This is a genomic window from Saprospiraceae bacterium (assembly GCA_016712145.1).
Taxonomy (GTDB): domain Bacteria; phylum Bacteroidota; class Bacteroidia; order Chitinophagales; family Saprospiraceae; genus Vicinibacter.
In genome coordinates, this window is record JADJRO010000001.1 from 2,241,891 (window position 1) to 2,265,961 (window position 24,071).

The following is a 24,071-nucleotide window of genomic DNA, read 5'->3' on the forward strand; positions in this document are numbered from 1 at the left end:
CATTGTCCATTTGAAATTCGTAATTCGTAATTCGTAATTGATTCTAGTGGTTTACAACAAATCGCTTAATAATTTGATCTGAAGATTTACTTCGAATTATAATTGTATAAATTCCATTTGCCCAATCTTCAACTGAAATTAAATTTTCATTTTTAGTCAATTGCGGATCACTATGTAGAATTAATTTTCCATTGCTGTTATATACTTCAAACTCTGAAATTTCACCAACAATACTATTAATACTTACAGCCTGGGAACTTGGATTTGGAAACAAATCAACCAAAAATGAAATTTGTGGATCCTCATAAATTGTAAGTTTTTCATCAGCTATTTCCATACGATTGAATTCTTTAGAAACCAATTCCTCTGGTTTTACACGAATGGATCCTGTACCAATTCCCGAACCTAATTGTACAGCTCCATCCATAGCAATACAATAATCTTCAACTTCTCCGAAAAGTGGTGAAAAACATGGATTGGGTGGATAATCTGAATACGACATAATAATACGCATCCGTGTAAGCGCTCTTGGTAAATTGAAAGGCATTTTAATATTTGCACACATGGACGTATTGCCATATCCATAGACAACTTCTTCAGTAAATGGATCAAAATATCCATCTGCATTAAAATCAATCCAAAGTTTCCAATATACTTTATAAATACTACCTAAATATCCTGGCGTAACACACAACCAATAGGTTTGTCCTTCATCTATAGCGCCGCATGGTTTATTAAAATAATGGTAACCCCCATTATTACCAGTAGTTGTATCAATTGTTGAAAATTCCACTCTGTCAATAAACATGTAGTTGCTATTCTGTGCTTTTGGTTTACAATAGCTTGATATCTCATCACAATCAACCGTTACATTGAAACTACAGGTGTCTGATTTTCCTTCTTTAGTTGCCACATAGGTAATTTGGTTCGTTCCACAAGGCACGAGATCTCCTTTAACTGGACCCCCAATTTGTTTTAGTTCATAACATGGCAATTCCAAAACAAACTCTCTGTTTGCTAATGCATTTTGATCATTCCAGTTCCCATCTGGAAACATTTCTATGTAGTCCTCATTTCCGGATCCATTATTTGGTTGTCCTGGCATCCAACTGGTAAAACTAAATTGAGATTTATCTAACCATTCAAACCATCCTTCCACTTTTTCATCCGTTCCACCAATCCAAGCAGTTTGACCATTTAATTTAGAAGCTATGAATTTATTTTCTTCTGCGGAATTAATACTTGCAAGAGCTCCTCCCATTAATTCGCATGAAATGCGTGCAGCATTCCAGTTAGCCCCACCTTTCGAACAGAAATATCTATGTCCATTTAATTCTCCCATGTAGATCATACCGGGTATATTATCCTGACATGGCTGACAATAAGTTACTGTTGGGTTGTTCCAATTTACTAAAGCTCCATTTAAAAATGGATCTGTACGAATTACTGAAGTATCCTTCGGACACTTTACAGCTACTTCTGTACCATCAACAAAAACCTGAAATCCATTTGTTGTTGTGTTTCCACAATAATCCTTTGCAGTATAAATTACATTAGTGGTTCCCTTAGAAAATAAATCTCCGGGGTTATAATTGGAAGTTAAACTTAATAATTTACAATTGTCAGCTGCTTCAGGCTTCGGCCAATAAACTGCGACATTGCATGCTCCATTTGCATCCACTGTTATATTGGCAGGGATATTCATCAAAATAGGTTTTACATCATCTTTCAATTCGATGCGTTGTATACATACGGATTTTAAATTTGGCAATGCAGGATCTGTTGCCGTCCAGGTCCGTTCAAGACTGATCGCACCAGCACATGGACCATCCGTAAGAATTCGGTCAGAGTAAGTAATGTTTGGCTGAAAACATTCCGTACTACCTGGAGCAGCCGTAGCAATACCCGTTACAAACGGATCTACACCTAATCCAGGACATCCATGAAAGTCAGCCGGACAATTTAAAACAGGATTTTTAAAACAACATTTTTCAGATACTTCAATAAAAAACCAACAGGAACTTGTATTTCCACATAAATCGGTTGCAGTATAAACCACACGCGTGCTTCCTTTTGAAAATACGGATCCTGGTTCATGGGATTTTTCAACTGAAAGAATTCCACAGTTATCACTTGCGGTAGGTTCGATCCAACTTACATTTGCATTGCAATCATATTGTGGGTCTACCGTAATGTCTCCAGGACAATTTGCAAAAGCAGGATGATCCACGTCTTCAAGTAAAATCGTCTGAGTACATTGTGTTTGTAAATTATTTTTAGGATTTGTAGCTGTCCATAATCGTGCTATGATTGTACGACATGGGTCGTTTGATAAAACCACATCTGTAAAAGCAATGACCGCAGCTTGACACACTGGTTGAAATGGATCTGCAATGGCTCTACCCGTATTAGAAGTATCTAAACTTGAACCTGGACATCCGGTAAAATCTTCCGGACAACTGATAACTGGTGGATTATTACAACAATTTTCAGTAACTGTGATATTAAAATTACAACTGCTTGAATTTCCGCAAGCGTCTGTAGCAGTAATCACAACATGTGTTATTCCCAATGGGAACGTGGAACCAGATGCAATGGAACTTGTAAGTACAACTTGACTGCAAGCATCCGTTGCAGTTGCATCATTCCAGCTTACTACAGCCGTACACAAATCATTTGAAGCAACTGTTAAGTCAATAGGACAAGATGTAAATACGGGTGCTTCAATGTCTTGAAGAATAATTTTTTGAATACAGGTACTAAATAAATTAGAGAAAATTGGATCCGTTGCTTTCCAAATTCTATTGATGCTTGTAAAGCAAGCTGATTGACTTATTATTACATCAGTGTATGTAATAATGGGTTGTCTGCAATTGGTATCCCCAGGAGATGCCGTTGCTTGTCCTGATATTCCCGGTTCGATAACCGCTCCCGGACAGCTTGTATAATCTGCAGGGCAATGAATAATTGGAATGGTTTTGCAACAATTCTCTTCAACTGTTATATTAAATGTACAACGTGATGTATTTCCACATTTATCAGTAGCAGTAATTGAAACACTAGTTGTTCCAACTTGAAATTTAGATCCCGATGCAATGGATTCAGTTAATGTAATATCGCCACAAGCATCCGTTGCAATTGGATGATTCCAAGCAACACTTGCTGTACAATCTGCATCTGATTTTATCGTAATGTCTGCCGGACAATTGGTTAATACCGGGCTGGTTTTGTCTTCTAAACGAATGGTTTGAATACAAGTCGTCGCTAACAAAGGATGCGTTGGATCCGTTGCTTTCCAGGTTCTGTTTAAAAGTAATAAACAATTTTCATTCTGAATGGTATCGTCCCGATACGTTAATACCGGATTTGCACAATGAGCACTTCCAGGTGTTGCATTGGCGACTCCTGTGGTTGCAGGTTGAATATCAGATCCTGGACAAGAACTATAATTTGCTGGACAGTGTAAAACCGGAGCTTTTTTACAACAATTTTCCTCGACTGTGACTAAAAATTCACACTTACTGGTATTACCACATAGATCCGTAGCAATAACCGACACCGCTGCAAGACCTAATGTAAAACGGTAACCTGAAGGTACTGAAGTTGTAATTGAAACACCTCCACAATCATCGGTAGCAGCGGGTTCGTTCCAACGAACGGTAGCAAGACAATCATCATCAGATTGAACCGTAATATTGGGCGGACAAAATGTAATCACCGGGGGATGATTATCTATTAGAATAATTTTCTGAACACAATAATCCATTAAACTAGGTTTGTCCAAATCAGTTGCCAGCCAGGTTCTATGTATTTCTGTAAAACACGCAGTGTGGTGAATTGTATCATCATTGTAAGTAATGAGTGGTTGTCTGCATTTTGAGCTACCAGGACTTGCGGATGCCTGACCTGTTACAACTGGTTTCGTTGAACTATTTGGGCAACCTTGAAAATCAGCGGGACAATGAATTATAGGATTCTTGTTACAACAATTTTCTTCAACGGTTACTAAAAACTCACATTTAGATGTATTTCCACAATTATCTGTTGCAATAATTGAAACTGCTGCCAGTCCGAGTGTAAATTGGTATCCAGATGGAACAGAACTTGTAATTGAAGCAATCCCGCAATTGTCAGTTGCAATCGGATTTGACCAACTCACTTTAGCAGTGCAATCGGCATCTGATTGGACCGTTATATTTGGTGGACAAAAGGTAATTTTAGGGGGAATGGTATCCTTAATTTGAATCAACTGTGTGCAATGTGCTGATAAATTAGAATGATCTGGATCTGTTGCAGTCCAGGTTCTTTCAATCGAATAATTACAATTTGAAAAATAATTTAATTTATCTGTGTAATTGAGAATGGGTTCTTTGCAAGAAGGACTTCCCTTTGATACGGTTGGTCTCCCTGTTGTGCCCGGATCAATTGAGGTACCTGAACACGCAAGGACGTTTGAAGGGCAATGTATAATTGGTGGTACATTGCAACAATTAGAAATTACAACCACATTAAAAACGCATCGGCTTGTGTTTCCACAATCATCTGTTACCGTAATTATAACGGTATGCGTACCAATGGCGAATTCACCACCATTTACATGAGAACTTGTAACACAATAGTTGCCGCAATGGTCTGAAACTAAAGGCATTTTCCATGTATAACTTACTGTACATTTATCATTACTTAATAGCACGGTATCTTTAGGGCAGTTATAAAGTTCAGGAGCTGTGGTATCTAAGGTGTTTATATATTGTATGCAAAATGCTCGCAGACTTGCATCATTTGGATCTGTTGCCGTCCATACTCTTTGAATTAAAGAAGCACCTAAACAATTTCCAGCTTTAACTAATATATCCTTATAAGTAACAATTGGCTCGTCACATTGCAGACCTCCTTTAAGCGCGATAGCTGTGCCACTTACATTGGGATGAATAGAACTTCCGGGACAAGATTTAAAATCAGCGGGACAGGTAATACTAGGGGGAGCTGTACAAAAAACGGATATCCGTTCTTTGGATACTTGTTGATATTTTCCAACTTGACACAAGCCAGAAAAATATGTACCAATAATTAGTACAATACAAGCTAATTCCCTTAGCTGGGGGTAAAATTGCTTTTCCATAAGAGGGTATGAATAAAAAAAATCTTTAGAGTCTCAAGAAAGGGTATTAAATCCGTTTTGGATCTGGCATTAAATGTTGAGCAAAGAGAAAGGGTGTATTAAAAGAAGTGTTGAGAGTGGGTGCTACTAAACGAATTGTAAATGTAATTTGAAGTAGCCGAAACTACCTAATCTTTTTTTTGAAAAATTTATATGATTGGTTTTTAGAATATAAAAACAGTTCAAATAGGCAGCAATACATTCATAAAAATGACTTATACAACAAATAAAATTTTAGAAATAGTAGGTAGCTGATAAATATGCTGGGTGAAATTAATAAATTTTGAAGCTGAATTGAAAATATCCTACTATTTCCAAATCATGGGTTTAAACCCATGATTTGGAAATGAAGAGTACGCATTCCATTTTGAAAAAAAATACTTTAATCCTTCCTCTGGGATTCATTCCTCTTATATTTTACGCTAGCATTACTATTTTGATTGATTTTCTATTGCTGCTTTGGTAAAGTAATATTACTTCATTTTTATTGTAGCTCCTATTCCCAAAACTAGGGTTTATACCCCAGTTTTGGGAATGAAGAGTGCATTTCCAATTTTGAAAAAAAATCATTTCTTAATTCACCTTCTGGGATTCATCATAGACCTTTTTTTTGTAATTCTATTTTGATTGAATTATAAAGCAGGTTAATTTCATTCTTGATTCTGCTAAATGGATGAGAATCTCTTTCCGAAAACCGGGGTTTAAACCCCGGCTTTCGGAAAGAGATTCTCTAATTCATCCTTAAGAAAACCAGATTGATGATGAATTTCTTGATTTCTAATATACCTTCTCACAAAATTTAAACTCTTTTGTGACACCGAGGCGGTATAAAATCCAGCTTGCCATTGAAATATTTCCGGAATTAGTTTTTGCTCATTAATCCAATATGAAGATTCTCCCTTAAGTAAATGAACTATGGACTGTAGATTTTGATTTGATTTCAATTGGACCAAACAATGGCAATGATCATTAAATCCATTGATGTGATCTATTTTTATATCCTTAAGTTTTGCATAGTCCAATATATGAAACCATGTATTTTTCCTAAGTTCCTTTGAATGTAAATATGGAACTCGCCTTTTTGTGATCCATACAAGGTGTATGTAAACTAATATTAAAGACATTTTTTAAGGTGCTAAATTCAAACCAAAATATAAAATATTTCATACTAGTTGAATTTTAGAATTCAAAAATTATTAAACTAACTGAAGTTTTTCTTGAACTGACTAGTCCATTGATTGAATCGCATTCCTAAAACTGGGGTTTCAACCCCAGTTTTAGGAATGCGATGAGCAAAATTAAAAAACTACTTCATATCAGGCTTCAAAATAATAAACATCAAAATGAACAAACCATAACCACCAATTGGGATTGCAGGCAACATGACCATATTGGTCGCTAAACCGATTTTCCCGATACTTTTTAAATACCAGCACAAGGCTAACCATAGGCATAGGCCAAGAACTATTAAAAGCCACGTTCCATTTTTTGAAGAGGAGCCTTTAATAGCATCTGAAATAATTATTACCAATGAAACCAGAATTCCAATTGCATTAATTCCGAAACCGATATAAAACAGAAAGGATTTAAGAAAAGCCCACATACATTGATTATTTAGTTTTGATGAAAATCATTTTATTACCAAAGTCAAATAAATAATATTCATTCAAATATACATCAATAAAATAAAACAGCTCCAACCAGAATAATTAATTCTAGTTGGAGCTGCACTTTCTAAACTCTAATACTTAGTCGACTACGGTGAACTTTCGAATGATGCGTTGATTTGCATCTTCAAAAATTGCAAAATACACGCCTGAATTAAACGACCGGACGATTCTCGAAAGGTCTAATTTAACCAATCCTGTTGGTTGCGTGATTGTATGAATATAAATTGCCTCACCCTGAGCATTAATTAATTTGATTTTTCCATTATTAACCGGAATTTCAAATTCAATATTCAACGCATCCTGAACCGGATTTGGATACACAATCATGTCATTCAATCCTAAAGAACTTGGATCAAATTCTGGTGCATCCAAATATTTCTTAAGCTGAATTTCATCCGTTTCAGGTTGAATCAGATTATTTCCATTGCAATTTGCATTTCCACAAGGTCCTAAATATCCACCATAATTGATGTGGGTTTGTAACGCTGCATAATAGGTACAAACAGTTTTATAACCGCCGCTATTTGTTCTGGTACATACCTGAACTTTAGTACCGCCACTGCATTTCCAAGCTGAAATAATGTTTGCAAAAGAAGGTGGATACTTGCAATCCGGTCTGCCATCATTATCATTATCAATTTTATCATTTCCACCTGGACAAACATCACAAGCATCTCCGACTCCATCGCAATCCGAATCTGCCTGATTTGGATTGGAAACAGTTGGACAGTTATCATAACAATCTGCTATTCCATCATTATCCATGTCAAATCCTTCATCAATTAAACCGTCACAATCATCGTCTTTACCATTGCACTTTTCTGTGCGTCGGTTTATTGTAATTGTAAATGAACATGTTTTAGAATTTCCGCTAAGATCTGTCGCAGTTACTGTTACAGTAGTTGTTCCTATTGGAAAGGTACTGCCACTTGTATGTGAATAGCTTATTGGAGCTAATTCACAATTATCTGTTGCTGATACTGCAAATGTCACTTTCTTAATACAGGAATCTACTCCCGTACTATCTACAATATTTGCAGGACATGTGATCATTGGTTTTTCATTATCTAGTACCGTAATCGTAAAACTGCATGTTGCCGTCAATCCAACTCCATCTGTTACTTTGTATGTTACTGTAGTTGGTCCAATTGGAAATGTTGCCCCACTTGCTAATCCTGCAGTTCTCACGGTATTAGCTCCTGGACAATTATCTGTTCCAACTGGTGTTGTATATGTGTAAACAGCTCCACATATGCCCGGTGTATTATTTACTGTGTTATTTCCCGGACAACTAATCTGTGGTAGTATGTTATCCTGAACTGTTACAGTAGATGTACAAGATGATACATTGCCAGCTGCATCCGTTACAAATAAAGTAACTGTATTTGCTCCCTTATTTGAACAAGTAAAGCTATTGGGTGATACACTCGTTAACACAAGTCCTGAACAATTCTCCGTAGAATTATTATTCACTTCTGATGGAACGATGCTTACATTTCCTGTTCCATCTAATTGAACCGTTATGCTTTTACAACTTGCTGTTGGTGGTGTTGTATCATCTCCCGTTAATACTACCATACACGTTGTACTATTTCCATTGCCATCACTTACTGTAACCGTAATTGTATGACTTACTCCTTCTCCTGAATTTAGCAGCGTGCCAGCAGCTGTTGATTGGCTCCAGCTAAATGAAGCGGAACAATTATCTGTTGCACTCGCACCATTTGTTAAATCCGGTACCATCAATTTACAATTTGCATCCAACACAACTGTTTGCGGTCCTTCACAAGTAGGGACAGGTGGTGTGGTGTCATCTCCTGTTAATTTAACAGTACAGGTATTGCTATTTCCATTGCCATCACTTACCGTTACGGTAATGGTGTGCATTACTCCTTCACCAGATGACAATAAGGTTCCTGTAGGACTTGATTGAGTCCAGGTAAATGATGAAGAACAATTATCCGTAACGGTAGCTCCGTCAACCAAATTGGGAACCATCAATTTACAGCTTGAATTAAGCACAATCGTTTGTGGTCCTTCACATGTCGGTACGGGTGGTGTGGTATCATCTCCCGTTAATACTACCGTACACGTTGTACTATTTCCATTGCCATCATTTACCGTTACAGTAATGGTATGTGTCATCCCTTCTCCGGAAGACAATAAAGTGCCGGAAGTGGTTGATTGGCTCCAACTAAATGAAGCGGAACAATTATCTGTTGCACTCGCTCCATTGGTAAGATCTGGGACCATCAATTTACAATTTGCATCTAACACGATGGTTTGTGGGCCTTCGCATGTAGGTACTGGAGGAGTTGTATCATCTCCCGTCAAAACAACGGTACAGCTTGCACTATTTCCATTTCCGTCACTTACCGTAACGGTTACGGTATGTGTTGTCCCTTCTCCGGATGCTAACAAGGTCGCTTCTGTTGGATTTTGCGTCCAGCTAAATGATGAAAAACAATTATCATTTACATTAGCCCCATCGATTAAGTTTGGTACGACCAATTTACAATTTGCATCTAACACGATAGTTTGTGGACCTTCGCAGGTTGGAACTGGTGCAGACGTATCATCACCAGTTAAGACTACCGTACATGTATTTGTATTTCCATTCCCATCGCTTACCGTAACGGTAATTGTATGTGTTACTCCATCCCCGGATGCAAGTCCTGCTCCAATAGCAGGATTTTGACTCCAGGTAAATGATGCAGAACAATTATCTGTTGCACTTGCTCCATTTGTAAGATCTGGTACAATTAATGTGCAATATGGATTTAATGCAATTGTTTGTGGTCCTTCACAGGTTGGTGTTGGTGGTGTTACATCATCGCCTGTTAATACAACTGTACAGGTATTTGTATTTCCGTTTCCATCACTTACTGTAACTGTAACTGTATGTGTCATCCCTTCACCAGATGCTAACATGGTTGCATTTGAAGGATTTTGACTCCAGGTAAATGATGCAGAACAATTATCAGTTGCACTTGCTCCATCAATCAAATTTGGAACCCTCAATTGACAACTTGCGTTTAAGCTTATATTTTGTGGCGCTTCACAAGTAGGTACTGGCGGTGTGGTATCGTCTCCTGTCAACAATACTAAACAAGTTGAACTGTTTCCGTTACCATCACTAACTGTAACTGTAACTGTATGTGAAAATCCTTCTCCAGAGGCTAATAAGGTTCCAATTGTTGGAGATTGACTCCAGTTAAAAGTTGCAGAACAATTATCAGTTGCACTTGCTCCATTTGTAAGATCTGGTACAACTAATTTGCAATTTGCATCCAAAGCAATTGTTTGCGAATTTTCACAAGTTGGTACTGGCGGAGTGGTATCGTCTCCTGTAAGCACTACCGTACAGCTGGAACTATTTCCATTTCCATCACTTGCTGTTACTGTTACGGTATGTGTTGTTCCTTCTCCTGAAGCCAATAAAGTTCCACTTGTTGGAGATTGGGACCAGGTAAAACTTGTTGAACAATTATCTGTTGCAGAAGCTCCATCTAAAAGATTCGGAACCAACAATTTACAATTTGCATCTAAAGCAATTGTTTGTGGTCCTTCACAGCTAGGCACAGGAGGTGTATTGTCATTACCTGTTAATACTACTGTGCAGGTTGCGCTATTTCCGTTGCCATCATTTGTGGTGACCGTTACAGTATGGGTAGTTCCTTCTCCTGACGCTAACAAGGTTGTAGCTGTTGGATTTTGTGACCAGGTAAATGATGTTGAACAATTGTCTGTTGCACTTGCCCCATCTGTTAAATCAGGAACCAACAATTTACAATTTGCATCTAAAGCAATTGTTTGTGGTCCCTCGCATGATGCTACAGGTGGCGTAGTATCATCGCCAGTTAATATTACTGTACACGTTGAACTATTTCCATTGCCGTCATTTGCTGTTACTGTAACAGTATGGGTAGTTCCTTCACCGGATGACAATAATGTTCCACTCGTTGGAGATTGTGACCAGGTAAAACTTGTTGAACAATTATCAGTTGCTGAAACATTATCTGTCAGATTTGGAACCATCAATTGACACGATGCATTTAACACAATCGTTTGAGGACCTTCACAGGTCGGAACCGGTGGTGTTGTATCATCACCGGTTAACAGAACTGTGCACGTCGCACTATTTCCATTACCATCATTTGCAGTAACTGTTACAGTATGCGTCGTTCCTTCACCGGATGCCAATAAGGTTCCACTCGTTGGAGACTGAGTCCAGTTAAAACTTGTCGAACAATTATCTGTAGCACTTGCTCCATTTGTTAAATCAGGAACCATCAATTGACAGGATGCATTCAATACAATTGTTTGTGATCCTTCACAGCTTGGTACCGGTGGGGCTGTATCATCGCCGGTTAATATTACCGTGCATGTAGAGCTGTTTCCATTACCGTCACTTACTGTAACTGTAATTGTATGAGTTGTTCCTTCTCCTGAAGCCAATAAAGATCCACTCGTTGGAGATTGGGACCATGTAAATGATCCGGAACAATTATCTGTTGCAGAAGCTCCATCTAAAAGATTCGGAACCAACAATTCACAATTAGAATTTAATACGATTGTTTGAGGACTTTCACAAGTGGGTACAGGTGGTGTAGTATCATCACCAGTCAATACAACGGTACATGTACTTGTATTTCCATTGCCGTCATTTGCTGTTACGGTAACAGTATGCGTTGTTCCTTCACCTGAACTTAACATAGCACCTAAAACTGGATTTTGGGTCCAACTAAATGTTGTTGAACAATTATCCGTTGCGCTTGCGCCATCTGTTAGATTGGGAACTATTAATTTACAAGAAGAATTTAGAGCAATTGTTTGAGGGCCTTCACAAGTTGGAACCGGGGGTGTCACATCATTTCCTGTTAATTTAACAGTACATGTAGACGAATTGCCATTTCCATCATTTACAGTAACAGTAACTGTATGCATCACACCTTCTCCAGATGCCAGCAAGGTGCCTAATGTTGGATTCTGAGTCCAACTAAAACTAAATGAACAATTATCAACTGCAAAAGCTCCATCTGTTAAGTTTGGAACAGCTAACTGACAAGAAGCATTTAAATTAATTGTTTGCGCAAACTCACAAACAGGTACCGGAGGTGTTGTATCATCACCTGTCAATTTAACTGTGCAGGTAGAACTATTACCGTTTCCATCACTGACCGTTATGGTAACCGTATGCATTACACCTTCCCCAGATGCAAGCGTTGTTCCAGCCGTTGGGTTTTGACTCCAGGTAAATGTGCTGGCACAGTTATCTGTTGCAGAAGCTCCATCAATTAAGTTTGGTACAGGAAGTCTGCACAAAGCATTGAGTGAAACAGTTTGTGCTGATTCACAGGTCGGTACCGGTGGTGTTGTATCATCTCCTGTCAATTTAACTGTACAGGTAGAAGAATTGCCATTGCCATCATTAACAGTTACTGTAATTGTATGCATGGTTCCTTCTCCAGAGGCCAATAAACTACCAATTGTAGGATTTTGACTCCAGCTAAATGTTGCAGAACAATTATCAGATGCAGATGCTCCATTTGTAAGATCCGGAACAGCTACCTCACAATTTGCATTTAATGAAATGGTTTGCGGAGGTTCACAAGTTGGAACCGGTGGTGTTGCATCATCTCCTGTCAAAACAACTAAACACTGGCCTGTATTTCCATTTCCATCATTAGCTGTAATGGTTACAGTATGTGTCATATTTTCACCGGAAGCTAAAAATGTTCCGGATGCTGGATTTTGATTCCAGGTAAATGTATTTGAACAATTATCAACTGCTGACGAACCTGTTAATAAATCTGGAACTAACAGCTGACATAAAGAATTTAATGAGATCGTTTGAGGACCTGGACAATAAACGGTCGGAGGAGTTGTATCATCTCCAGTTAATTTTACTGTACATGTTGAAGAATTTCCATTGCCATCTGAAACGGTTACCGTTACTGTGTGCATTGTTCCTTCTCCGGAAGCCAATAAGCTAGCCATTGCAGGATTCTGAGTCCAATTAAATGTAGTACTGCAATTATCTGTTGCGGTGGCTCCATTAGTAAGATCCGGAACAACTAATTGACAATTTGCATTTAATGAAATTGTTTGAGGAGGTTCACACGTAGCAATTGGCAAGCTAACATCATCGCCAGTTAAAACAACTGTACAAGTACCTGAATTTCCATTTCCATCACTTACGGTAACGGTTACTGTATGTGTAACGCCTTCACCCGATGCTAAACCGGTGCCAATAACTGGATTTTGACTCCATGTAAATGATGCAGAACAATTATCGGTTGCACTCGCTCCGTTTGTTAAATCCGGAACAACTAAAATACAAGATGAATTTAAAGTAATTGTTTGAGGTAATTCACAAGTTGGAACGGGTGGTGTTACATCATCGCCAGTCAAAATAACTGTACAAATAGAAGAATTTCCATTACAATCTGAAACAGTAATTGTAACAGTATGTGTTGATCCTTCTCCAGATGAAAGTTCAGTTCCGGAAACAGGATTTTGACTCCATGAAAAAGTATTCGAAGCACAGCAATTATCTATTGCTGTAGAACCATCTATTAAATTTGGAACCACTAATTTGCAAGCCGCATTTAAATTAACGGTTTGATTTGATTCACAATTCATCACCGGTCCTTCGTTGTCAATAATCTGAACTGTAAATTGACAGATTTTTGTTCTGCCACCTGCATCCGTTGCAGTGTAGGTAACTGTAGTTGTTCCAACAGGGAAAAATGAACCTGGATTGTGTGTTGACATCAAACTTACACCCGGACAATTATCAGATGCAGTAGGTGCTGTCCAGGTAACGACTTTACCGCATTGACCCGGATCATTATTTAATGGACCAATATTTCCCGGACATCCAGTAATGATTGGGTCTTGATTATCTACAACCAATACCGTGAAACTACAAACTGCTGTATATCCACAAGCATCCGTTGCTAAAAATGACTGGGTCGTAGTACCGACTGGGAAAAAATCATGGTTTACATAACCACTCATATCCGTTTGGGTGATCGTTACTGTACCAGGACAATTGTCCGTTGCAGTCGGATCTGTATAATGAACATTTCTGCCACAAACACCTACACCTGCATCTATAGTTATATTAGATGGGCATGAAGAAAATGTTGGTGGTGTGTTATCTATGCGTGTATTATATGTTACACTTGCTGAATGCGTACATGCATCCGTAACCGTGACTGTAATCACAGCTGAACAGGTACCTGAAGTACTTACTGAATAGTTTAATGTTCCCGGACAATTATCACTTGCAGTCGTAGCTGCAAGTGCTGCATTTTCTGCTGCTGCCTGTGTAGGATAACAACTGTTGATTGAGCCAGCGGATACATTGGGAGCCTGATCGTCTAAAACTGAAACAACTTTACTGCAACTTGAACTACACAAATTTCCATCCGTTGTAATTAAATTTAGGGTATAGTTGGAGTTACAAGCTGATCCAGCTACAATGGTTACTGTTTGTGAAGATGACGATCCTGAAATCATTGCAGCACCCGAAACTGACCATGAATAAGATAATCCAGCCGGTGCTAAATAATCATTTGAGGTATTTGGACAAACTGGGCCATTTGCCCCAGTGATTGTACAAGAAGGCAATGGATTAACAGTAATTGTTTGCGTTTGGATTACCTGACAATCTGCGAAACTTACTGTTACGGTATAGGTCGTGGTAGATCCAGGCATTACAGAAATACTTGCTGTTGATTCCGTGGTTGACCAGGCATAAGTCAATGCACCTGTGGTTGTTGCATCCAATGTTGCTGTTCCTCCATTACAAATAGTTGCATCGCTGGTGTTGCCACTGTTATCTGTAGTCACGATGGTAACTGTTGGAGAAACTAAATTAGGCATACCACCATAAATGATTGGTTCGTCATCTAACCATTGGCAATAAGCTACACGACTTGTAATGTTTGCGCCACTTCCTCCAGCAATAGCGCCGGGTCCAGAAGGATGATTCCAATAATTTGCTGTTGCGTCAATAACATTTGTTGCGTGTAAATTTTCTACACCAAATGTTGTACCTGCCAACCAGTTATTAGGTGTAGCAGTAACAAGTCCTGCGCTTGCAGTAGCCTGAATGTCTTTTCCATTGGCTAAAGCATCGTAAAATTTATTTGTTTTAACGGTACCCGTTCCATTATTTGTAAAACGAACTCCAATACCATTATTAAATATATGATTATGATCAATTGTTGCTGAACCTGCATCTACATCGATACCTATTGCAAATCCATGAATCGATGCATCATTATCTACAATATTTGCAGAAGCATTTGCTCCGACAACCAAAATACCGGTACCAGTACCTGTATAGCTGATTTCGGTGTCATCCTTTATTGTTGCAGATACTGCTGCATGGGTGCTCAATGGGCTGTCAGAAATTTTAGCTCCTGTTGAGCAATCCGTAATGGTCAGTCCACTTACAATAGCATGAGCTCCATCGCCTGCATCTGAAACATATCCTTCATAATTGTTTACAAAAAGTCCAATGCTGGTATTGCTAACAGTTCCTCCTGTGATTTCGGCTGGACTGGTATTTTTAACATTCCAAACTTCGTATCCTTCTGTTGGTTTACCAATAATCGCAATGCCATTTATAGAATTATCTACTGCATAAGAAGCTATACTTTGTGAAGAAATTAAAATTCCATCCCAAAATGATTCATTGGCATTGTTGATTCCTGTTATGATATTCTCTGATAATGTAAGCGGTGAAGCAGTGCCATAAAATAAATTATGGAAAATACCACGCCTTCTCACGGTCATGGTGTTGTTACCAATAAACTGATAAGTGGATGCTTCCGGATTTGCCAAATGAAAATTACCAGTTTGAACACCGATTCGAAGATTCATCATGCAATTGTTGACTACTCGTGCATACTGATTATTATACAACAAGACGCCACCACCCCAATATTCAATCCCGGAACCAGCATCATAGGTTCCAAAATCCTGAAATTTATTGTTAGCAATAAGATGCCCACTTGAAGGAACAGCTGCTGGATAGTCGTACAGCGTTATACCAAAATAAGATAGATTTTTAAAGATGTTATTTGTTGCAGTAAGGTTATTGATTCCTGTTTCATAAACGGTAATGCCTTCTGCAGCGTCTATATCGGCACCATTGGTACTGCTAAAGCCAGAAGTAATTGCGGTGTTATCACCATCAATAGTCAAACCAGATATTGTTACATCAGAAGCTGCAATATGAATAATTTCTCCTGCAGAAATACTTGCTGTTGCAGGAACAAGAATGGCTTCTGGAACTCGAGTACCTGTACAAGGATCGATGGTTGAATTCGGTCCTAAAATTGCCAGCGATTTGCTTACAATTAAATTTTCAATGTAGGTTCCTGCCCCAACAGAAAGCGTATCGCCATTTTGTGTATTTGCATCATTAATGGCTTGTTGAATCGTGCAGAATGTTTCTGTGGTATTAATATTAGTAACTAAATTTCCATTTGCACAAACACAGGTTCCAGAAGGTTGAAATCCAACAGCTCCACTTGCATCTACTCCAGTACTTAATACGGTTGATAATACAATAGTACCCGTTCCAGCTTGTGCAAATGTTGCCAATATCGTTGCCAGATTGGTGGTACCATGCCAGTTACATTCAACTTGAACATTGCTATTGATTCTACTTACAATTGTTTTATTTGCAAATCCATACGATAAATCATTGCCTTCTATTTTTAAATTCGTTGGCGTATTGTTTATCTTTCCAAATTCACCTATTCGGATTCCATTTTGTGGGCCTGTGATTTTGTTGTTTATGATTGTAACATTATTTAAACTTGCCGGAATTGTATTGTATGAGGACGCATCGTCCCTGGCTTTGATTGCTATCACTGCGGGATTTTGTGGATCCGTTGCTGTACCTGTATTGCCCGAATTCGTAATATCGCATTCCTTAATTGTAATATTTGAATAGCTTGCATATTTTAAATTGATATCAATTCCATTATTAAATCCATACGTCGCATCCGTTCCATTATTATTCATCGTCAACTTTTCAAATGTTGCATTACTCAGCTTTTCAAAGTACATGCCCTTTTGAAGGTTGTTACTGATCGTACTGTTCTTTATTACAATATTATCAAATGCAGATGGTGTCGTTGACTGAAAGTTTACAATACCCTGTAATGCATTTCCGGTAATCGTACAATTGTCTATCAACATACCATTTACTCCATTCGCAGTGCCATTTCGCATTCCTATGGTGCCTGCCAATAAACTGGTCCGCTGGATATCTGTATTTGTTATATCAATATCTGAATTATTTCCTCCAAATGTTATTCCGTATCTGCAATAATCTATTAATGCCAGGTTATTTAAAGTTGGATTTGATACTCCATTCAATAATACAGCATCCTGAAAGGATGTAATATACATAGCTTGAATCGTCACATTGGCTGCAGCAATTGTAAAGCCTGTACCGCTGCATGAGCTTGCCGGTTTAACAACTGTATTTGTAGCGGGATTGCTTCCTTTGCCTGATCCGGTAATTGTCAATTCTTTGTTCACCGTTACATTTTCATTAAACAATCCAGGAGATACTGTTAAGGTATGACCATTAAGTGTTTGAGGATCATCTATTGCTGCCTGAATGGTACAGAAATTTTCCAAAGTATTGGTATTAGTAACTCCTGCACATTTAGTAAGTACTACATCGTTGCCATCCCCACCTGCATAATTTATATCAAAAGTATAGCCACTCACCGTAATGACATTCCCCTGCGCAAATTGACCTGATACCGCCTCCGCCATGTCATTTGCAATAATGGTGATTTGATCTCCATTGGCGGGTGTATAGCCTAATGTCACAACCAAGTTAGCTCCACCTAATGTAACTGTTCCGTTTACTATAAATTGATCGTAATCGGTACAAGCAGTCGTTCCGTTGATTTCCATAGCTAATGCATCTCCACTTGTAAGCACCATGTTTCCTGCTAATGTTACACAACCCGGGCTTGATCCTGGTGCGAATGTAACTTCCTTGCTACTTGCATCTGCTCCGGAAGCATAGCTTCCTGTTTCGATATGAATTATATCTCCGGTCGCTGCTGCTGCTGCAATTGCATTTGGAATTGTTTCATCAGAACTTCCGGTTCCCGGTGCTGATACATATAAATTATTTCCATTGAATCGTATTAAGCCAGAAGCTACATTATCCAATGCTTCATACATCCTATCTGTACGACGGAAATTATTGCTTTGATCAAACAGATCTGCGCTCATATTTAAACCCGTTGAGCTTAAATTTTCTACATAATACGTTTCGCCTCCAAATTGATTTCCATCACCTGTTGTTAAGATGCAACCTGCTTGAACCTGAATATCACGGGTGTTATCCGTTGCATCATCAAAATCATTCGTCGTAATATGAGCTTTCCCATTGGATTGTAAAAGAACACCTATCTCATTGCTATTTAAAATATTACTGGTCAATTTTACAGCTTGCTCACCACTGAAATTACTACCAGCAATCCACTGAAAACCAATATTTGCTCCTTTAACAGTATTGCCTGAATAGGTAACGGTACTTGCTCCACTTGAATGAGATGTTACTCTAAACGCTCTCTGTAAATTGAGTGCGGGATTGTTTCCACCAGCTAAATTTAAAAACTGATTATTACTAACTGTTATATTGCTTGAATGTCCGTGTGCATTTTCCCAAATACCCAGTACCACTTGTGGTGTTGCGGATTGTGCATTTTGAATATTAATCGTGTTTCCAGAAATAGACAATCCATCATAAACGGCTCCACCACTGGTATTTGATTGCATACAAACTGTGGATGAAAAATTAGCACCATTGCTTACGCCATCCCCTGGCACATTAAATGTATTGTTAGAAATTGTCTGATTCGTTCCAAATGAATAATGAATTCCAATATTCTGATTTACGTCTGCGGGTGCAGCAATTGCATTTAAGTCCGTTGCGATATTAAATGTATTATTTGTAATTGTAGTTCCATTAAACGCATCAGTACCACCTGCTCCATTAAACATGCCGATGGACAAATCAAACTCTTTGAATTCCATATTAGAAATCGTCCAATTTTGATTGTCTCCTCCATCAAAAATCAGTACACCTTCCAGATTTGCAGCGGCTAAATCACCAGGGCCGTTGATGGAAGCATTGCCTAATCCTTCCGGGGCCGTAAATGTTACTCCGTTGATATTTGCAGGAACTAATATGGAATAATCATCCGCTGGAGAAACAACTCCGTCATTTCCCAATGACCATGAGCTGGCTGCATTTGCCTCGGTCCAATCAAAACTACCTTTTAAGTTTACGGTCCAATTGTTGGAAGCTTGTTCCACGGCGTTCCGGATTCTTGTATAATCGTTATTTGTTGCAGACTGTCCAGCGTTGATATCCGTTACATAATCATTATTTGCTTTTACAGAAACAAATCCTAGTGCTTTCCAATCAATTTTATGATCTATTTTATCTTCTACTGCAAATAACTGTGCATTTGATAATCCAGCACCATTCGTTCCACCAAACTGAACATTTTGTGCATTGATGTCAGCAGCAGGAACATTGGTTCCGTTTGATATCAGACTAATGTATTTAATTAATGAAGTATTGAAATTTACTGGAATTGCGCCATTAAAGCTTACCGAAGCATCTGCTCCCTCTACTAAAACACCGATTCCCGTACCATTTACACTATTTGTAGCATTATTAATTTGCAAAGCCACTGTGGCTGCGTTGCTGTTTAACATATTATCACGTACCCAAATAGCGGTATCACAGTTGGAAGTTGTTACACCAGTCATTGCATACAAACTGGTAGATGCATCTGATGCATAGCCATCAAAATTGTTTGCAAAAACTCCAATTTGGCAATCCGTTAATATACCTCCGTTGATTGTAACTGTATTGGAAGTAGGACAGTTCCATAAATTATATCCACTGCGTGCATCCGTAACATTATTATTACTTAAAATTACACCTACAGCAGATTGAATAGATGAAATTGCAATTCCATCATTATACGTTGCGCCTGCTACTGTTGTAAAATTATTGTTTGAAATATCAAATGTTGCCGCATTGGTATATGCCAGATTGTGGAAAATTCCTCTTCGCGAAGATTCAATTTCATTTCCAGTAATGCTATGACTTGTTCCGCCATCTGCATTATAAAAATTGCCGGTTTGAATACCGACTCTAACCCGAGTCATAACATTATCTGTAATGCTTGTATAACAATTATTATAAATCAAAACACCAATACCATATTCAGTAGGAATGATATTGTCAAATTTATTTTCTGTAATGGAATTTCCAGTTGTTGAAGTTCCACCATTGTAGTAATTGTAAAAATCAATTCCTGAATAATTCAGGTTCTTAATAATATTATTTTTAACCAATACATTGGATAAGCCTTCATAAGCGCTCATCGCTTCAATGGCATCGATGTTAGCACCGTTTATATTTACGGCGCTGGTTAAATTTGGATTGTCTCCATCCAAGGTAAATCCATCAATGGTGCTTCCTGATGCTGAAGGAGGTAAATACATGATGGTTGATGCTGTAGGACTGTTTGGATCAGGATCTGATAGTGCAGGTACTATAATTGACTCCGGATTACGCATTCCGGTATTTGGATTAATACCGTAATTATTACCTCGCAATTGCAAGGATTTGTTCAGTACTATATTTTCAATATAAGTTCCGGGTCCAACTGTAATAATATGACCATCTAATGTTTGCGGATCATCTATGGCCTGTTGAATTGTACAGAATGTTTCAGCAGTATTGGTATTGGTTACTAGATTGCCGCTACTGCAACCATTACAAGAATTAGCCTCTGGTTGAAAACCAGGAGTTCCCGGTGCATCATCAACTCCTGAAGTAAGAAACAATTCAAAATCTACGTTTCCAGACATTAAAGGTGGCACAGCACTACCTGTAACTCCCCACCAATTGCATTCTGCACTGATGGTTCCTGTACCGGCTGCAACGTTTGCTCCAAAAGCCATTGCATTGCCATTCATCAATACGCTATTGTCGTTTGCAATTATTGTATTGGTTGGAGCATTCCCTGTAAAAAATGCTGTTACCGGATTCGTACTTGATGCAGGATGTGTAATAAAATTATTATTCGCATTGACTATTGCGCCTCGTTGTGCAATAATCGTAAATCCATCATTTCCTCCAACTCCCCAAGGGGCCGATCCATTACCTGTAAAAATATTTTGTGTAATCGTAGCTTGAACATATCCTCTTGCATCCACTCCCCGATTCAGGTTGTTTGAAATGGTGTTTTCATCAATACTAATATTTTGAACAGTGACGGCACCTGTACTGAAATCACCCAGATATATTCCGGCACCAGAAGGGCTTAACGAACCAGTTCCACTAATTGTACAACCTTGAATTAAGGCCTGAATTCCATTGGCCGGGACTGTCGTCGCAGTTGTAAACGTATAAATACCTGCATGAAAATTTTGTGCTGGTAAGCTTGGATAGTTACCAGAAAAGCCAGTTAAACTCATTGAAATAATTTCTATATCAACCATTGCTAAAGGCCCACCTATAGTGTTAACCATAGCTATCCCTTGCATGCAACCAGTTATTGTTCCATTGGTAATTTTGGATTTTGGATTGGTATTTATGTCGTGCAAAACATACCCATAAAATCCGTCTGTAACTGTATTGTTATTAATTGTAACTTTTTCAGTACCGTTTGCTCCACTAAAATAAACTCCAACCGTAGTATTGGTTCCACCATAAACCTGAGTAACTAAATCAATGCAGTTATCTTCTATCAAACACGTATTTCCAGAACTTGTGGAAACATTGGATATCTGCAATCCAACACCTTTAACATAAACTAGGTTGTTGATAATTTCAATATTATTGAATCCTGAGGAGCTAACTCCAACTAAACCACGCAGTTCAAAACCATCTAAAGTCACACTATTAGCTGAAATTGTTACAGCAGTTCCAACTCCACCATGAATTTGACTTTCCGTCACCCGACCTCCATCGCATCCTGGAGTTCCTTGATTTGCCCCTTTAATGATTAGTGATTTAGAGACATTCACATTTTCAGAAAAGATGCCACTGGAAACAATTAATTCATGGCCGGCTAAGGTATTCGCATCATTTATTGCAGCCTGAATTGAACAAAATGTTTCTCCAGTATTTGAATTTAGAACATATCCAGTTCCACCGCTTCCAGGTGTGGAGTTCCTGGTATTTAAACCATTGGATGTAAATGTATTTCCGCTGATTTCATTCCCACATGCTACCGGTGCATTGCCTCTGCCGAAATAGTTGGCAGAAAATCCATCTATTTGTTCTCCATCCCCGGCATCATTTGGGACATAATTTGGAGTAGGGTGACCACCACCTTGTTGTTGAATTCCAATGTCATTATTTTTAACATCATTCGAACTGACTTCATGATTGGTTCCTTCTATCACGATTCCAAAACCTTCACTTTCTGTTCGTGAGGGGTTGGAATGTATGAATCCATCTACGGTATTATTTTTAATTACAACACCGGTTGGTACATCCGGATATCCATCCGGATTTCCTGCTTGAAACGAGCGTCTAAAAACAGCAATCCCTGCATGATCCCTAATGTTCATACCAACAGATGTAACAAAAGAAACTATATTATTATCTAAATAGATGCTTCCATCTCCTGAAGTTGCACCATTTCCATCTGGATTTTTTAGTTCGATCCCAAAACGGCCATTTTTAGCTACCGTGTTGTTGGAAATTACATTAGCACCTGCACCTGCTTTTAAGCCTAATAATCCAAATCCGTTATCTGCATTATCATGTACATTGTTGTTGCTCATGGTGACTCCGGAAGCAGTTCCATCAGATAGTTCAATGCCACAACAATTGTTATTGTAGACATCACAATTTGTAATGCTGATATTTTGTTTAAAACCATTCCAGATGACAATACCACGTGCTGCGCCAAATGCAGCTGTATGTCCTGATACATCCAGATTGTTTAAAGTCACGCCATTTATAGGACCATTTGCATAAAATCCACAACCCCCAATATTGTCTTTAATGGTACAATCTTTTACAGTAAGATTATTATTTCCAGCTACTGCAAAAATTCCAGCATAGCTGTTTGGGGCTGTTCCAGCATGATTTTTAATTGTAAATTTTTCAATATTGACATTAGTAATGCCATTGTTGATGTAAATTCCAGAACCAGTACCCAATCCGGTGCCATCAAGAATGCATGCAGATTCTGTAAATCCTTTTAAGGTAAGGGACTTATCAATTGTAAGTTTCTCAGCATAGCTTTGATCTGCACACTGTAATACATCGTTTGCATTTGCTGCATTGATTGCGGACTGTATGGTATTAAAATAGGTATTTTGCGTAAGGTTATGTACCGGACCACAGCTGATTCCGGCAGCAGGACTTCCCGGTGCAACCCAATTAGAAGTAGATCCATTTAAAGCAAAACCCGACAAGCTTCCATTTCTACTACTACCCGCATCGTCATTGAGCGTTGTGACGCCAGCATTATTGGATCCGGCAACTCCCTGATTAAAATGATAATTTGCTAATAAATCGGATCCTGTAGTTGGAATTTCACAATTCATATACGCTGCTATTTCAGCAGCAGTCCGCGCATCATTCCAAATACGAAGTTCATCCATTTCCATATTCGTATGGTTGGATGAACTATTAATTTTAGCTAATAAAATATCACGACCCGAAATATTGTTAAGCGCTCCAACTACTCCGGCAGTTGTATTTTCCAAAATGCCATTTACGTAAAGTTTAAGTTCTGTACCAACTCTGACAGCAGCCAGATGATACCAGGTCCCTGGGGTCAATGCAGTACTGGCAGTACAACTATAAATTGCTGCACCTATTTCGACAGCAAATCCAGGGAATTCGTTATCCCCATCAGCCGACAAGGAAATCAACCATTCATTGGTACCTGCATCCATAGGGTCGTTCCATTTGCCTAGAGCAGCCACATTTGAACCTCCTGTTGAACCAGCTTGCTTTTTTATCCAAACTTCGATGGTAAAATTATTTGATCCAAAATCATTCCAGGACGCATCGGATATGGTTACGATGTCGTCAGTACCATCAAAATCCAAGGACTCTCCAGACTGTGAGCTAGCGATATTGGTAAGGCTAAACACAAGTAGGTTTATCATTAGCAATTTTAAAGAATTGCTAC

General features: G+C 38.5%; 4 protein-coding genes. All 4 read right to left on the bottom strand.

The window, feature by feature from the left end; genetic code table 11:
* Positions 1 to 43: 43 nt before the first annotated feature.
* Positions 44 to 5,122, bottom strand: coding sequence for an HYR domain-containing protein (locus IPK91_09445; GenBank protein ID MBK8297482.1), 5,079 nt, complete (start codon positions 5,120 to 5,122; stop codon positions 44 to 46).
* 740 nt (positions 5,123 to 5,862) lie between these two features.
* A complete protein-coding gene (gene tnpA / locus IPK91_09450; GenBank protein MBK8297483.1) occupies positions 5,863 to 6,285 on the bottom strand; it encodes an IS200/IS605 family transposase in 423 nt (140 codons plus the stop codon).
* 182 nt (positions 6,286 to 6,467) lie between these two features.
* Positions 6,468 to 6,764, bottom strand: a complete 297-nt coding sequence (locus IPK91_09455) for a hypothetical protein (protein MBK8297484.1) — start codon at positions 6,762 to 6,764, stop codon at positions 6,468 to 6,470.
* A 145-nt stretch (positions 6,765 to 6,909) separates the two neighbouring features.
* A complete protein-coding gene (locus tag IPK91_09460) occupies positions 6,910 to 24,048 on the bottom strand; it encodes an HYR domain-containing protein (protein ID MBK8297485.1) in 17,139 nt (5,712 codons plus the stop codon).
* Positions 24,049 to 24,071: the final 23 nt, after the last annotated feature.

What these genes read in the sequence shown, in the direction of transcription:
- IPK91_09460 (MBK8297485.1), bottom strand. Translation starts at nt 24,048, where the DNA reads ATGATAAACCTACTTGTGTTTAGCCTTACCAATATCGCTAGCTCACAG.
- tnpA (MBK8297483.1), bottom strand. Translation starts at nt 6,285, where the DNA reads ATGTCTTTAATATTAGTTTACATACACCTTGTATGGATCACAAAAAGG.
- IPK91_09445 (MBK8297482.1), bottom strand. Translation starts at nt 5,122, where the DNA reads ATGGAAAAGCAATTTTACCCCCAGCTAAGGGAATTAGCTTGTATTGTA.
- IPK91_09455 (MBK8297484.1), bottom strand. Translation starts at nt 6,764, where the DNA reads ATGTGGGCTTTTCTTAAATCCTTTCTGTTTTATATCGGTTTCGGAATT.